Source organism: Corynebacterium sp. AOP40-9SA-29 (assembly GCF_052377405.1).
Taxonomy (GTDB): domain Bacteria; phylum Actinomycetota; class Actinomycetes; order Mycobacteriales; family Mycobacteriaceae; genus Corynebacterium.
Genome location: NZ_JBQSWR010000001.1, coordinates 216,207 through 229,317 on the forward strand (window position 1 = coordinate 216,207; position 13,111 = coordinate 229,317).

Below are 13,111 nucleotides of genomic sequence, written 5' to 3' on the forward strand. Positions count from 1 at the left end.
GACGCCGTCCAGCGTTACCGGGTACCTACGGTATCCCCTTATGGGTCCCAATAACAAAAGCACCGGAGAGCGCTGTTACCGACCCCCGGTTAACGGGACTGGGCTGAGGGGCCGGTCGACCCAGCCTCCGCGCGCGCCGCGGCGAGGGCCTCCAGCAGTTCCTCGTCATCGATCTCCCAGCACGCCACCTCCTCGTCATCGACGAGGATGACCGGGACCCGGTCACCGAACTCCACGGCGAGCGCACGGTCGGTGTCGACGTCGACGACCTGCAGGACGGCCCCCTGCCCCGCGCACACCGGCTCGATCTGCCGACGCACGCGCGCGCAGGACCCGCAGGTCTCGCGGACCATGATCGTCACGGTCGGGGTGTGTTCGTTGCTCGACTCCATGTCCCCCAGCCTAGAACAGGCGCCCGGCGTACATGACGGGTCATGCCGGGACATAACGAAAGCGCGGCCCCGCTCCCCGGTGATGGGGAGTCGGGACCGCGCCTCGTGGGGCATCGGCCTATTTACCGAGCTTCCGACGCTGAACGCGGGTCCGGCGAAGCATCTTGCGGTGCTTCTTCTTCGACATGCGCTTGCGACGCTTCTTGATGACAGAACCCATGGGTCCTCCCTCGTGGTAGGTCTTCGGTTAAGGATCATGCTGCTGGTCGGTTCCCGCACAGTACGCGATGGCACCGCAGGCGGACGGCAAACGGCAGGATAACCTCACCGATCGGGACCGATCCGACACGAATGCGGTCTAGTTTAACTGGCGGAGCGTTGCAACGGCAAAAGACCCCTCCCTCTCACCGACTCAAGGTCGATGTGAGGGAGGGGTCTCGAGTCCCGGCTAGCCGGTCTGGCCCGCCTCGTAGATCGAGGCACCCAGGTATTCCTGCACCGCCTGCTCATGCACGCGGAAGGAACGTCCGACACGCACCGCCGGCAGTTCACCGGAGTGAACCAGGCGGTAGACGGTCATCTTGGACACCCGCATTAGCTCGGCGACCTCTGCGACCGTCAGGAACGTACCACTGTCATTGTTTGCCATAATTTCCAATCCTTACGACGCACGCACGCGCTGCAGGCTTCCCCTCCTGCAGAACTTCGACACGTCGGGCGCTCGCCCTATCCTATCGTTAATCTCGTGAATATTGCGACGAGAATGACAAAAGTTAACGGCTGAAGACCTGGGAGACGGGAGACACTGGTGACACGGTTGTGACTTGAGGGACGCAGGGGGCGTCACACCGTTACCCCCACCCCCGGACGGGGGAAGCGGGTAGGTCGGCCTACTTCTCGTCAGCCGGGCGGCCGAGCTCCACAGAGCGGTCCACACAGGCCTGCATCGCCCGGAAGAATGCGGTCCGCAGACCGTTCTCCTCGAGACCACGGGTGGCCGCAGCGGTCGTCCCGCCGGGGCTCGTGACGTTGGCGCGCAGATCCACGGGGTTCTTCTCCCCCTGGGCCATCATCGTGGCCGCGCCCTCGACCGTGGCGATCGCGAGCTGCTGAGCGACCGGACGGGCCAGGCCGAGCTGCACGCCGGCGTCCGTCATCGCCTCGGCGACCATGAAGATGTAGGCGGGGCCGGAACCGGAGACGGCGGTGACCGCGTCGATGTCCTTCTCCGCCACGGCGACGGACTGGCCGACGGTGGCGAAGAGGTCCTTGACTGCCTCAACCTGCTCGGCGGAGGTGAACCGTCCACCGGCGACAGCGCTCATGCCCTTGCCGACGAGCATCGGGGTGTTCGGCATGACCCGCACGGCCGGCACTCCGGCAGCCAGGGCGGATTCCATGGTCCCCAGGCTGACACCTGCGGCGACGGAGACGACGACGGTCTCGGCGTCGTTGTTGTCCAGCGTCGAGGAGATGTCCTCCAGGACGGAGACGACGATGTGGGGCTTCACGGCGATGACCACGAAGTCGGCCTCCGCGGCTGCGGTGGCGGCGTCGTCCGCACCGGTGATGCCGTACTTCTCGTGGAGAAAGTTGAGGCGGTCGGAACTCGGGTCGAAGACGACGACGTCGGGTTTGTCGGCCGACCCCCCGTCAGCCACGAGACCCGAGATCAGGGCCTCACCGATGTTTCCTCCGCCGATAAATGCAATACGTGTCATACCCACCAGCGTGCCAGGCGAGGGTGAAGCACGCCACTTGCGGGGTATCAGACGGACATGATCAGGCGCGGGCCGAGCGTAATGACCAGGCCAACGATGAACGCCAGGATCAGCACGAGCGTGTGCCGGTGGCGCAGCAGGGCGTGGACGACGCCGACACACACCAGCGTGACGACACCGGCCATGACCAGAACAAGCGCGGTGGGCAGCTTGTCCCACAGCAGGGTGAAGCCGAAGAAGATGACAACTCCGACCACCAGCGCGATCGCGGTCTGGCCCAGCAGTGCGGGCCAGGAGATGGCGTCGTCCTCGTACTCGACGATCTTGTCGGAGTCGCCCTCCTCGGCCTCTGCGACGGGGGCGGCGTCGGAGTCGACGTCGGCGTCGGGGACAGCCGTCTCGGCCGGCTCGTGATCCTCGAGCGGCTCGGGGGTGTCAGCCTCGTCGTCCTGGACCGAGTCTTGCACCGAGGTCTCGTCAGCATCATCGACGGAAGGGTCGACGCGCGGAATGACCGTGGTCGCACTGGAGTCGAAGACCTGCTCATCGAGCGACTCATCGTGGAGTTCCTCGTCTACAACTTCCCCATCGACGACCTCCCCATCAACGACGGCGGCCTCGTCGGCCTCGTCGTCGTTGCCCTCAGCGAGGTCCTCGGTAGCGTCCTCAGAGACCTCTTCGGCAGCGTCCTGCTCGGTGGCGTCCCCGGCCGGGCCGTCATCGAGTTCGTGACCACCACGGTGGGGGTGGGCGTCGGCAACCTGATCGGCCTGAACAGCACTATCGCCGCTGTCACTACCGTCGTCGGCAGCAGCGGCGAGGTCCTCATCATTGACGACGGGAATGGAACCGGTCAGCTCGGAGACGGAGACTCCACCGTCATCGAGGTTGCGTCGACGCCGAGGACGGTCTGCTCTGCGAGCACCGTCCTTGGCGTTGCGGGCCATAAGCTCCGCAACAGTCAGCTTCTCACTCATCCGTCGTTCCCATCATCGGTCATCACCTGCCGGACCGGTCGGCAGGCCCAAGACACCTTCGTGACCGCCGAACTTACCCGACGACTGCCACCCATGTCTCAATTATCAGGTGACAGTTTACAGTTATCACGTGTACAGCCCACATCGAAGCAACGACGGGCCCACGAAATCCGGGTGAACCGTGCGTCCACCTGTGCTTTCATCGAGTGCCGCTACCCCACCAGCGTAGCCCCCTCCGCAGAGACCGCCGGCATCCGGAGCAGACGACCTGCCAATTAGCTGGTCTTGTCGACCTCGATGTTCGGGTCGAAGTCTGCCGCATCGGCGGCGTCCGCCCGACGCAGAATCACACCTTCACGCAGCGCCCACGGGCACAACTGCAGCTGCTCGATACCCAGATGACGCATCGTCGCCTCAGCCACGAGCGCACCGGCGACGACCTGTGCCGAGCGGTCCACGGACACGCCCTCGAGCTCCGCACGGTCCGCCGCCGTCATCCGGGAGATAAACGAGGTCAACTGCCGCACACCAGGGCGGGTCAATACCCGTCGCACCCGCGGCCCCGCCGATGACGGAGCCGCACCGGTGAGGCGTGCGAGCATCCGGAAGGTCTTCGACGTACCCACCGCCAGGTCCACCGGTCCAGCCTCCTTGAGCTGCTTGACCGGCTCTTCGAGCGTCTCGTCGATATGGGCGGCCAGTGCCTTGATCTCCTTGCGGCTGGGCGGGTCCGTCCGGAACCAGTCGTGCGTCAGGCGCCCGGCACCCAGGTTCACCGACAGCGCCACGTCCGGCAGTTCGTTGACCCCCACCGACATCTCCAGGGAGCCACCACCAATGTCCAGATCGCAGATGCGTCCGGCAGACCAGCCGAACCAACGGCGCACCGCCAGGAACGTCAGCTCCGCCTCCGCAGTGCCGGACAGGATGCGCAGCTGCACACCGGTCTGCTCCTCGACCTCAGCCAGCACGGCCTCGGAATTCGTCGCCGAGCGCAGCGCCGAGGTCGCGAACGGCAGCATTTCGTCACAGTGGAACTGTTCCGACATCTCCGCGGCGAGCCCAACCCCCTTGATCAGCTTGCGGACGCCCTTCGCGGTGATAGCGCCGTCCTCGTCGAGGTACTCGACGAGCCGCATCGGCGTCTTCCAGTTGCTCATGGGGGTTGGCGGACCACCCGGAGCCATGTCCACCACCACGAGGTGGACCGTGTTGCTTCCCACATCCAAGACACCTAGTCGCACGGTTTCAACCCTATCCGGTCTACGGTGTTGACCGTGACCCATTCTGTTCTTTCCAACATCACCAGCGGCTACCCGGACGGGACCCCGGCCGACCTCTCGGTGCGTTCAGGACAGGAGACTCCCGCCGATCATCCGCGCGAGTACCTGGAGTTCACCGACCCGGCGGATTCCGAACACATCGTCTCGGTCGATCTTACGTGGCTCCTGTCAACCTACCGGTGCCGCTTCGGCACGGATGCCTGCCACGGCATCGACGCCGAGCACCCCGACGTGGGCTGTTGCGTGCACGGCGCCTTCCTCACCGACGATGACGACCGCGGTGCCCTCGCCGAAATCGTGCCCCAGCTGACCGACGAGGACTGGCAGTTCCGTTCCATGGTGATGGATGGTGCCCAGGAATCGGAACCCGCGTCCGACGGCATCGAGCCGTGGCTGGTGTGGGACGAACTCGACGGCGACGACACCGACTCCGGCGAGCCGGAACCCGCCCTCAAGACCCGGGTGCACGAGGGTGCCTGCGTCTTCGCCAACCGCGCCGATCATCCCGGTGGTGCCGGCTGCGCATTGCACGGCTGGGCGCTGAAGAACGACGTCGCCCTGACCGTGGCCAAGCCCGAGGTCTGCTGGCAGCTGCCGCTGCGCCGGTTGGAGGACTGGGAGACCAGGTCGGACGGCGCGGAGGTGCTGCGCACCACGGTCACCGAGTACACGCGGCGCGGGTGGGGTGCCGGCGGAGAGGACTTCGACTGGTACTGCACCTCGGACCCGGGCTGCCACACCGGCGACGAGGCCCTGTGGTCCACCCATGCCGAGGAACTGTGCGAACTTATCGGCACCGAGGCTTATGACGTGGTGGCCGAGCACTGCCGTCAGCGCGAGGAGATGGCGCGCCTGGCGCCGTCCGGCTTCCCCCTGCTCTCGATCCACCCGGCGACCGCCGCGGCGCACCGCTAACGCAGTACCGCTACCCCTCGAACTTGTAGCCCAGCCCCCGCACTGTCACCAGGATCGACGGCGAGGACGGGGTCTGCTCGATCTTCGATCGCAGCCGCTTGACGTGCACGTCCAGGGTCTTGGTGTCGCCGACGTAGTCGATGCCCCACACCCGGTCGATCAACTGGCCGCGGGTGAGCACGCGCCCCTCATTGCGCATCAGGTACTCCAGCAGATCGAACTCCTTGAGCGGCAAGGCCACCGGGTCGCCGTCGACGGCAACGGTGTGGCGTTCCACGTCCAGCACCACCCGTGGGCTGCGCAGCACCAGGCTGTCGTCGCCCTCCCCCTCGTCCAGCGCGCTGTCTCCCCCGCGTCGCAGCACCGCACGAATACGGGCGATGAGTTCGCGGGCGGAGTAGGGCTTGGTCACGTAGTCGTCGGCACCGATCTCCAGGCCCACGACCTTGTCGATCTCACTGTCGCGGGCGGTGACCATGATCACCGGCACCGAAGAGACCGCGCGCAGTTGGGTGCACACCTCGGTGCCGGACATGCCGGGCAACATCACGTCGAGCAGCACCAGGTCGATGCCGTGTGCGTCGAAAAGCTTCAGCGCGGTCGGCCCATCGGCGGCGGTGTAGACCCCGAACCCCTCCTTCTGGAGGAGAAAGGCCAACGGTTCGGCGAGTGATTCCTCGTCCTCGACGAGCAGGACGGTGGGACGGTCACTGGACATAGCGGGAATATGGTCCTCACACGTTGCGCCGGCCGCGGTACGGCCGGACAGGATGGAGCTGACGATTCCCGGCGAGGTTGCCGGGAGACGACGTTATTGTAAACTCCGCGCGCGGATCCTGCCGGGTGAACGCGGTCATTGACCACGGGCGAGCAGTTGCTCCTCGGTGAAACGGTCCTGGTCGGGAACGTTTTCCTCGGCAACCGCGGAACGGTCCAGCACCGGGAACTCCAGGGAGAAGGTCGACCCCGTGCCCGGCTGCGACCACAAGGAGACATTGCCGCCGTGGTTGATCACGGTGTGCTTGACCACCGCGAGTCCCAACCCGGTGCCGCCAGTGGCCCGGGAGCGGGCCTTGTCCACACGGAAGAAGCGTTCGAAGACCCGCTTCTGCTGGTCCGGGGCGATGCCGATGCCCCGGTCGGTCACCCGGATCACCACCGAAGAACCACGGACCGCCCGGCTGATGCTGACCGGGGTGTCGTCCGGCGAGTAGTTGATGGCGTTGGCGATCAGGTTCGTCACGGCGGTGACGAGGAGCTCCTCATCACCGGTGAGCCAGGCATCGCCCGGGGAGTCGGTGATCAGGTCGATATTCTCGACCTCCGCGGCAACGCGGGATCGCTCCACCGCCTTGTCGATGACCCGGTCCACGCTGACCGGGCGTACGTCGGGCAGCGACTCGGCCCCCTGCAGCTTCGACAGGCCGATCAACTCGGAGATCATCGTGGAGACCCGTCGGGTTTCCATCTGGAGCTTGTCGCCGAAATACTCGACCATGTCCGGGTCGTCGCTGGCCTCCAGCATGGTCTCCACCAGCAGGGAGATCGCCCCGACGGGGGTCTTCAACTCGTGGGAGACATTCGCCACGAAGTCGCGACGAGCGGCCTCCATGCGCACGTTCTCGGAGTTGTCGTTGGCGTAGACCACCACGAACCTACTGTCCACAGAGGTCAGCAGCCGCACGGTCACCGCCACGGAGAACACCGGCCCCACCGCCCCGGTACCGGGATGCAGCACACCGTCGCGCGGCTCCCCGTCATCGAAGACGCGCTGGGCCAGGCGGTGCACCTCCGGGACGAGGTGCCGGCCCTCGACCACCCCGAGATCCTGCACACTGCGGTTGGTGAATACCAAGTCCTCGCGCAGGTCGACCACCGCGACCCCCAGCGGGGACGATTCCAGGGCGAAGTGCATCACCTGGGCGATGGTCGACACCCGATTGTGCTGGGTCTCCCGGCGGATTCGTTCCTTTTCACGCCGGTCCGCCCGTCGGCGAAGCACCGTCACCACCAGGGTGACGGCGATGCCTACGACGAGCCCCAGCAGGACTCCCCCGGCCAACGGCAGGACGATCTCTGATTCCACGTCCGTTGCGTCCTACTCGTCCCGTCTCGTCCCGTCCTACGCCGTGGCTTACTTGCCGCCCTGGGCGGCGACCGCGGCGGCGCCAGCCTCGGCGGCCTCCGGGTCGAGGTACTCGCCGCCCGGGTTGAGCACCGAGCCCTTCTCGTCGAAGCGGTAGACCAGCGGGATGCCGGTCGGGATGTTCAGCCCGGCGATGTCCTCGTCGGAGATCTTGTCGAGGTGCTTGACCAACGCACGCAGCGAGTTGCCGTGTGCGGCGACGACCACGGTCTCCCCTGCCTCCAGGCGGGGCAGGATGGAGGTCTCGTAGTAGGGGATGAAGCGCTTGACCACGTCGAGCAGGCACTCGGTCTTCGGAACCTCGGCCAGGTTGGCGTAGCGCGGGTCGTCCGACTGGGAGTACTCGGTGCCGTCCTCCAGCTCCGGCGGCGGGGTGTCGTAGCTCCGACGCCACGCCATGAACTGGTCCTCGCCGTACTTTTCCTTGGTCTCGGCCTTGTTCAGGCCCTGCAGCGCACCGTAGTGGCGCTCGTTGAGGCGCCAGTCGCGCACCACGGGGATCCAGTGGCGGTCGGCGGCGTCCAACGCCAGGTTGGCGGTGGTGATGGCCCGGCGCAACAGCGAGGTGTACAGGACAGTGGGCTCCAGGCCTGCCTCGGCGATCATCTTGCCGCCGCGCACGGCCTCCTCCCGTCCCTGGTCGGTGAGGTCGACGTCCACCCAGCCGGTGAACTGGTTAGAAGCATTCCACTCGCTCTGCCCGTGGCGGAGGAGGATCAGCGTGCCATGGTTGTTTTCACTCATGGTTCTCATTGTGCCACGCATCGGCCCACCGCACAGGGGGACGCGACAGGACGCGGCAGGACGCTACGGCGTCGGTGGCGCCGACGGGGTGCCCTGCCCACCCCCGGCGCGTCCTGCGCGCTCTGCGCGGTCCGCCCGGTCCTTACGCTCGGCGGCGCGCTCGTCCTCGTAGCCGGGACGCAGCCGCTGGAACGCCTCGAGGTTGCGGGTGGACTCCCCGCGGTCGAGCCGCCACTCCCACTCACGCCTGATCGACGTCTCGAAACCCAGCTCCAGGATGTGGTTGAAGTCCCCGTCGGCGAGCTCCAGGACCTGGCCGAGGATGCGCTGCACGTCCTCGGCGGTGGTGGTGTCGGGGAACTGGCCGGCGAGGTAGATGTCGTTGTTGTTGTCCAGCGTGTAGTGCACGCCGTAGGCCTTGCGGTTGTGCTGCAGCAGCAGGCGGTAGACTTCCGCGTGAGCCTCTTCGACCGCGCGGCACACGAAGGCTTCGACGCGCAGCATGCCGTCCTGCGGGATGAACAGGGCGTTGGTCTTCAGCCGGCGTTCACCGGGCAGCACGACCACGGCCACGTCGTTGGAGACCTCGAAGTCGACCTCCGCGGCGTGAAGAAGTTCTTGCAGCTGCTGTAGTTCCATGGGATCGAACTTACCCGCCCGTGGTACCGCTGGGGTCACGGGAGGCCAGGGAACTCAGCGCCACACCGGGTTCCGAGCATCCGTGGGAGCGCCACCGCTCCACAAGTGAGGAGTACTCGGCGACCATCCGGTCCACGGTCACGTCCCAGGAGTACTCGGCGGCGTGGGACGGGGCGAGGTCGGACATGGAGTTACGCAGGTCATCGTCCATGATCAGGTTCTCCAGCGCACTGGCCCAGTCGGCGGGGTCGTGCCCGTCGACGAGCACGCCGCTCTCCCCCTCCGTCACGGTCAGCGGCAGACCGCCGACGCGGGCGGCGACCACCGGTGTGCCGGACGCTTGGGCCTCCAGCGCCACCAGGCCGAAGGACTCGTTGTAGCTGGGCACGGCGATGATATCGGCGGCCTGGTAGACACTGACCAGTTCCTCCGGCGGGCGCGGCGACAGGAACCGCACGTAGCCGGACACCCCGAGCTCGGCGGCGAGTTCATGCAGTTCGTCCGGACGTTCCATACCCGTGCCGGACGGCCCGCCGCAGATCACCACGCGGATGTTCTGCTCCGGGTGCCGCCGGATCAGGTCGGCGGCGGCGCGCAGCAGGATGTGCGGTCCCTTGAGCGCCTGCAGACGTCCGATGAAGGCAATGACCTTGGCGCGCAGCGGGATGCCGAGTTCGCGGCGGGCTCGCTCGGTGGCCCGGTCGGAGCCGGGGGTGAACCGGTCGACGTCCACGCCCGGGGAGACGACCGTGAGGTCGGCGGTGTCGGCGTCATAGGCGGTGACCAGGGCGTCCGCCTCGTCCTGCGTATTGACGATGATGCGGTCGGCGTTGTCGATGATCTGCTGCTCGCAGATGCGGCGGGACTCCGGCTCCGGGGTGTCGCCCTCGGCCAGCCCGAGGTTCTTCACCGCCGCCCAGGTGTGCGCGGTGTGCACCAGCGGCACGCCCCACAGGTCACGCAGCAGCCAGCCGACCTGGCCGGACAGCCAGTAGTGCGAGTGGATCAGGTCGTAGCGTCCCGCACCAGTGCGGTCGGCGGCGCCGGACGTGCCGGACGTGCCGGACGTATCGGCCGCCGCCGCCTCGCGACGCACGAAGGACAGCACCGAGCCGGTGAACGCTGCGAGCTGCGTGGGCAGCGACTCCTTGGGCAGCCCCTCGAAGGGCCCCGCCACACAGTTGATCACCCGCAATCCCGGCGCGACCTGCACGACCTCACCCTGGGAGGCGCGCGTGGCGCGGGTAAAGACATCGACCTCCACGCCATGGCCAGCGAGATGCTCGGCGACATTGCGGACGTAGACGTTCATCCCGCCGGCGTCCCCGATCCCGGGTTGTTCCAGCGGCGAGGTGTGCATGGAGATCATGGCGACGCGCATAACGTCCCAGAATATGCCGGGCCGTACCCGCGTGCTACTCGGATCCTTACCCAGAGACTTATTCGGGGTCGAGCGTCACGCCGATCCATACAGGCTCGGGCACCAGCGTCACCCCGAAGGCCTCGCGCACCCCGTCGCGCACCGCGCGGGCGAGTTCCACGATGTCCGCAGAGGACGCCTGCCCCCGGTTCGTCAGCGCCAGCGTGTGCTTGCTCGACAGACCCGCCCGTTCGCTACCGGGAACGTGCCAGCCCCGCGCAAAGCCCGCGCGCTCGATCAGCCAGGCCGCCGAGAGTTTCTCCATCTTCTCCCCCGCAGCGTCACCGGCCGGGAAGCGCGGCATCGCCGCAGCGTCCTGCTCCCCACGCGAAGACGCCACCAGGCGCTGCACCTCATCGGCCGTCGCCGCGTCGACGACAGGGTTGGTGAAGAAGGACCCGGCCGACCAGGTGTCGTGATCGGCATCGTCGAGGACCATGCCCTTGCCGCGACGCAGCTCCAGCACCATGTCGCGGACCTCGGAGGCAGGACGCCGCGACGTCCCGTCCTGCTCGGTCACGCCGAGTCGGCGCGCCAGCTCCCCGAAGCGCAACGGGGCGCTGAGACCGTCGGTGGACAGGGAAAACTCCACGGCGGTGACCACCGCGCGCGAGGTGAATTTCAGGTTGGAGTAGCGGTAGCCCAGCTCCAGAGACTCCGGTGACACCCACGAGGTCTCCCCCGTGGAGCGATCGAACAACTGCACGCGGTGCAGCGTCTGGGAGACCTCCGCACCATAAGCGCCGACGTTCTGCACCGGGGTCGCACCGACGGAGCCAGGAATGCCGGACAGGCATTCCAGGCCACCGAGGCCGGCGTCGACCGTGGCGGCGACGAGGTCGTCCCACACTACCCCGGCAAAAGCCCTGACCACGCCGGACGCCGCGTCGATCGCGACGTCTGTACCGTCCTTCCCCTCGCTCTCCAGCACGACGGCGACGAGGCCGGCGACGTCCTCGCCGACGACGAGGTTGGAGCCGCCACCGACGACGAGAAGGGGGACGCCAGCCTCATCGAGGCTGCGTACAACCTCGGCGACGGCATCCGCCGAGCGACAGCACAGGGTGTGCGCGGGGGCACCGCCGACCCGCAATGTGGTCAAGTCAGCGAAGCTTCGCGACGACGTTTCGACGTCATCCCTACTGGTCAGATGCCCTAACGTTGCGGAGGGCAAGGAAATTATTCTCGGCTGGAACGTAAAATCAGGACGTGGCACACTTATGATGTTAGCCTTTCTGCATGACAACACACATCGAGTCCTCCACGACCGTCAACCACCCGCTGGACAAGGTCATCAAGGCCCTGAGCTCCAAGGAGTACTGGGAGTACGAGGCCCAGAACCTGTCCGAGGTCCCCGGCGAGGTCAACTCCTTCACCGCCGAGCCCATCGAGGTCGTCCTCTTCGAGGTCCTGCCCACCGACGCACTGCCCGAGGCCGTGCGCTCCATGGTCTCCCAGAACCTGAAGCTCAAGCGCACCGTCACCTTCGGTGATGAGAAGGACGGCGTCGTCAACGGCGACATGGCCGCCGAGGTCAAGGGCGCCCCGGTCAAGTTCGGCGCCGAGCTGACCCTCACCGGTGAGGGCGACTCCACCACCCTGTCCGCCGAGGCCGACATCGACGTCACCATCCCCATGGTCGGCCCGGTCATCGAGCCCAAGGTCGCCGACGCCGTCCGCGACATCATCAACAACGAGAACACCCTCATCGACACCTGGATCAAGGAAAACCTCTGATCCACCCCGTGAACCTGCGGATCACCGCACAATCCACCGGATAATCGCCGTATTGCTGGCGCCAGTGGGTAGTCATGGTTCACACTGGTCCGGTGAGCACTTCAAACAGCACCGGACCATCCGCCGCCGGCCCGCAGGGCTGGGGGGCCCAATCACCGCAGGACGGCGGCAACGCCGGACGCAAGCGGTCGGGCCGGTGGTGGAAGATTCTCCTCGTCGTCATCATCGTCCTCGCCATCCTGGCGGCGGTCGCCGAATTCGGACTGCGCGCCTACGCGAAGAACACGGTGGTCGACGAGATCCGTTCCTCCGCGGAAGAGCGCGGCACCGAACTCACCGAGGACCCCTCGGTGAGTTTCGGCACGTCTCCCCTCCTGCTCGGACTACTGCAGGGCAAGATCCCCTCCTTCGAGGCCGACCTGCCTTCCAGCCTGGACGTGACCTACGAGGACTCCGACCAATCGCGCCCGGTCGTCACCGGTCAGCCGGCGATGAAGATCAACGCCAAGGACATGTCCACCGACAGTGACAATCCCACCGCCGGTGAGATCACCGTGGACACCACCCTTCCGCCGGACTTCCTACTCTCGGAGATCCAGAAGTCGCAGGCGGAGGGCTCCGGTGACGACGCCGAGGGCGCAGGCGGCCTGCTCGAGGGCCTCATCGAAGTCACGGGCGTGCAGATGAACACCGCCGACAACACCATGGACCTGGAGATCACCGGCGGGCTGGCGACGCTGAGCATGACCCCGGTCGTCGACAATGGTGCACTGAACTTCGAGGTGCAGAACCTGCAGATCCTGGGGATGGACCTGCCGGAGTCGATGGTGCAGTCGCTCACCGACTCACTGCAGGAGACCGTCAACGACGTTGAGGGCCTGCAGATCCAGGATGCGACGATCACCGAGGACGGCCTGACGGTCCAGCTACACGGCACGGACGTGAGCCTCGACGACGTCTCCTCGTCCACCTCCAGCTTCTCGGATGACTCGGGGCAGGACTCAGGACAGGACACTCAGGAGGGCTAACCAGCCAAGCCCGCCCCGCGCGGGCATCCCGAGAGAGCAACCCCACAGGTTGGCACGACCAACCTGTGGGGTTGCTTTCTGCGTTGGGACGGCACACTGCCGCTCCCGC

Annotated in this window: 15 protein-coding genes; 3 read left to right on the forward strand and 12 right to left on the reverse strand. The window is 66.7% G+C overall.

What is annotated here, in order from left to right; translation table 11 throughout:
- Positions 1 to 89: 89 nt before the first annotated feature.
- From ACT3SZ_RS01065 to ACT3SZ_RS01090, 6 genes are all read right to left on the reverse strand, one after another.
- The gene (locus tag ACT3SZ_RS01065; protein ID WP_444615999.1) at positions 90 to 392 is read right to left on the reverse strand and encodes a glutaredoxin family protein; all 303 of its coding nucleotides are present in this window, start codon (positions 390 to 392) and stop codon (positions 90 to 92) included.
- A gap of 118 nt (positions 393 to 510) precedes the next feature.
- The gene (locus ACT3SZ_RS01070; protein WP_003855542.1) at positions 511 to 612 is read right to left on the reverse strand and encodes a 30S ribosomal protein bS22; all 102 of its coding nucleotides are present in this window, start codon (positions 610 to 612) and stop codon (positions 511 to 513) included.
- Positions 613 to 840: 228 nt separating this feature from the next.
- Positions 841 to 1,041: a helix-turn-helix domain-containing protein gene (locus ACT3SZ_RS01075; RefSeq protein WP_301442153.1), complete on the reverse strand. Its 201-nt coding sequence runs from the start codon at positions 1,039 to 1,041 to the stop codon at positions 841 to 843.
- A 241-nt stretch (positions 1,042 to 1,282) separates the two neighbouring features.
- Positions 1,283 to 2,113, reverse strand: a complete 831-nt coding sequence (gene proC, locus ACT3SZ_RS01080) for a pyrroline-5-carboxylate reductase (RefSeq protein WP_444616000.1) — start codon at positions 2,111 to 2,113, stop codon at positions 1,283 to 1,285.
- Between the two features lie 47 nt (positions 2,114 to 2,160).
- Positions 2,161 to 3,090 (reverse strand): hypothetical protein, encoded by a 930-nt coding sequence (locus ACT3SZ_RS01085; protein ID WP_444616002.1) that lies wholly within the window; start codon positions 3,088 to 3,090, stop codon positions 2,161 to 2,163.
- Between the two features lie 275 nt (positions 3,091 to 3,365).
- Positions 3,366 to 4,334: a Ppx/GppA phosphatase family protein gene (locus ACT3SZ_RS01090; RefSeq protein WP_444616003.1), complete on the reverse strand. Its 969-nt coding sequence runs from the start codon at positions 4,332 to 4,334 to the stop codon at positions 3,366 to 3,368.
- Between the two features lie 33 nt (positions 4,335 to 4,367).
- Between ACT3SZ_RS01090 and ACT3SZ_RS01095 the strand changes: the two genes are divergently transcribed.
- Complete coding sequence (locus ACT3SZ_RS01095) at positions 4,368 to 5,288, forward strand: hypothetical protein (RefSeq protein WP_444616004.1); 921 nt, start codon at positions 4,368 to 4,370, stop codon at positions 5,286 to 5,288.
- A gap of 10 nt (positions 5,289 to 5,298) precedes the next feature.
- On the opposite strand, the gene ACT3SZ_RS01100 is transcribed toward ACT3SZ_RS01095, so the two are convergent.
- From ACT3SZ_RS01100 to ACT3SZ_RS01125, 6 genes are all read right to left on the reverse strand, one after another.
- A complete protein-coding gene (locus tag ACT3SZ_RS01100; RefSeq protein WP_444616006.1) occupies positions 5,299 to 6,006 on the reverse strand; it encodes a response regulator in 708 nt (235 codons plus the stop codon).
- A gap of 135 nt (positions 6,007 to 6,141) precedes the next feature.
- Positions 6,142 to 7,374: a sensor histidine kinase gene (locus tag ACT3SZ_RS01105; protein ID WP_444616007.1), complete on the reverse strand. Its 1,233-nt coding sequence runs from the start codon at positions 7,372 to 7,374 to the stop codon at positions 6,142 to 6,144.
- Positions 7,375 to 7,422: 48 nt separating this feature from the next.
- Positions 7,423 to 8,178, reverse strand: a complete 756-nt coding sequence (locus tag ACT3SZ_RS01110) for a phosphoglyceromutase (RefSeq protein WP_444616008.1) — start codon at positions 8,176 to 8,178, stop codon at positions 7,423 to 7,425.
- Positions 8,179 to 8,241: 63 nt separating this feature from the next.
- Complete coding sequence (locus ACT3SZ_RS01115; protein WP_444616009.1) at positions 8,242 to 8,817, reverse strand: YbjN domain-containing protein; 576 nt, start codon at positions 8,815 to 8,817, stop codon at positions 8,242 to 8,244.
- Between the two features lie 10 nt (positions 8,818 to 8,827).
- Positions 8,828 to 10,198: a D-inositol-3-phosphate glycosyltransferase gene (gene mshA, locus ACT3SZ_RS01120; RefSeq protein WP_444616010.1), complete on the reverse strand. Its 1,371-nt coding sequence runs from the start codon at positions 10,196 to 10,198 to the stop codon at positions 8,828 to 8,830.
- A 58-nt stretch (positions 10,199 to 10,256) separates the two neighbouring features.
- The gene (locus ACT3SZ_RS01125) at positions 10,257 to 11,411 is read right to left on the reverse strand and encodes a UDP-N-acetylmuramate dehydrogenase (protein ID WP_444616011.1); all 1,155 of its coding nucleotides are present in this window, start codon (positions 11,409 to 11,411) and stop codon (positions 10,257 to 10,259) included.
- Positions 11,412 to 11,476: 65 nt separating this feature from the next.
- On the opposite strand from ACT3SZ_RS01125, the gene ACT3SZ_RS01130 reads away from it, so the two are divergent.
- Together ACT3SZ_RS01130 and ACT3SZ_RS01135 are read left to right on the forward strand one after the other, a co-directional pair.
- A complete protein-coding gene (locus tag ACT3SZ_RS01130; protein WP_301442737.1) occupies positions 11,477 to 11,974 on the forward strand; it encodes a DUF2505 domain-containing protein in 498 nt (165 codons plus the stop codon).
- Positions 11,975 to 12,066: 92 nt separating this feature from the next.
- Positions 12,067 to 13,002, forward strand: coding sequence for an LmeA family phospholipid-binding protein (locus ACT3SZ_RS01135; protein ID WP_444616013.1), 936 nt, complete (start codon positions 12,067 to 12,069; stop codon positions 13,000 to 13,002).
- Positions 13,003 to 13,111: the final 109 nt, after the last annotated feature.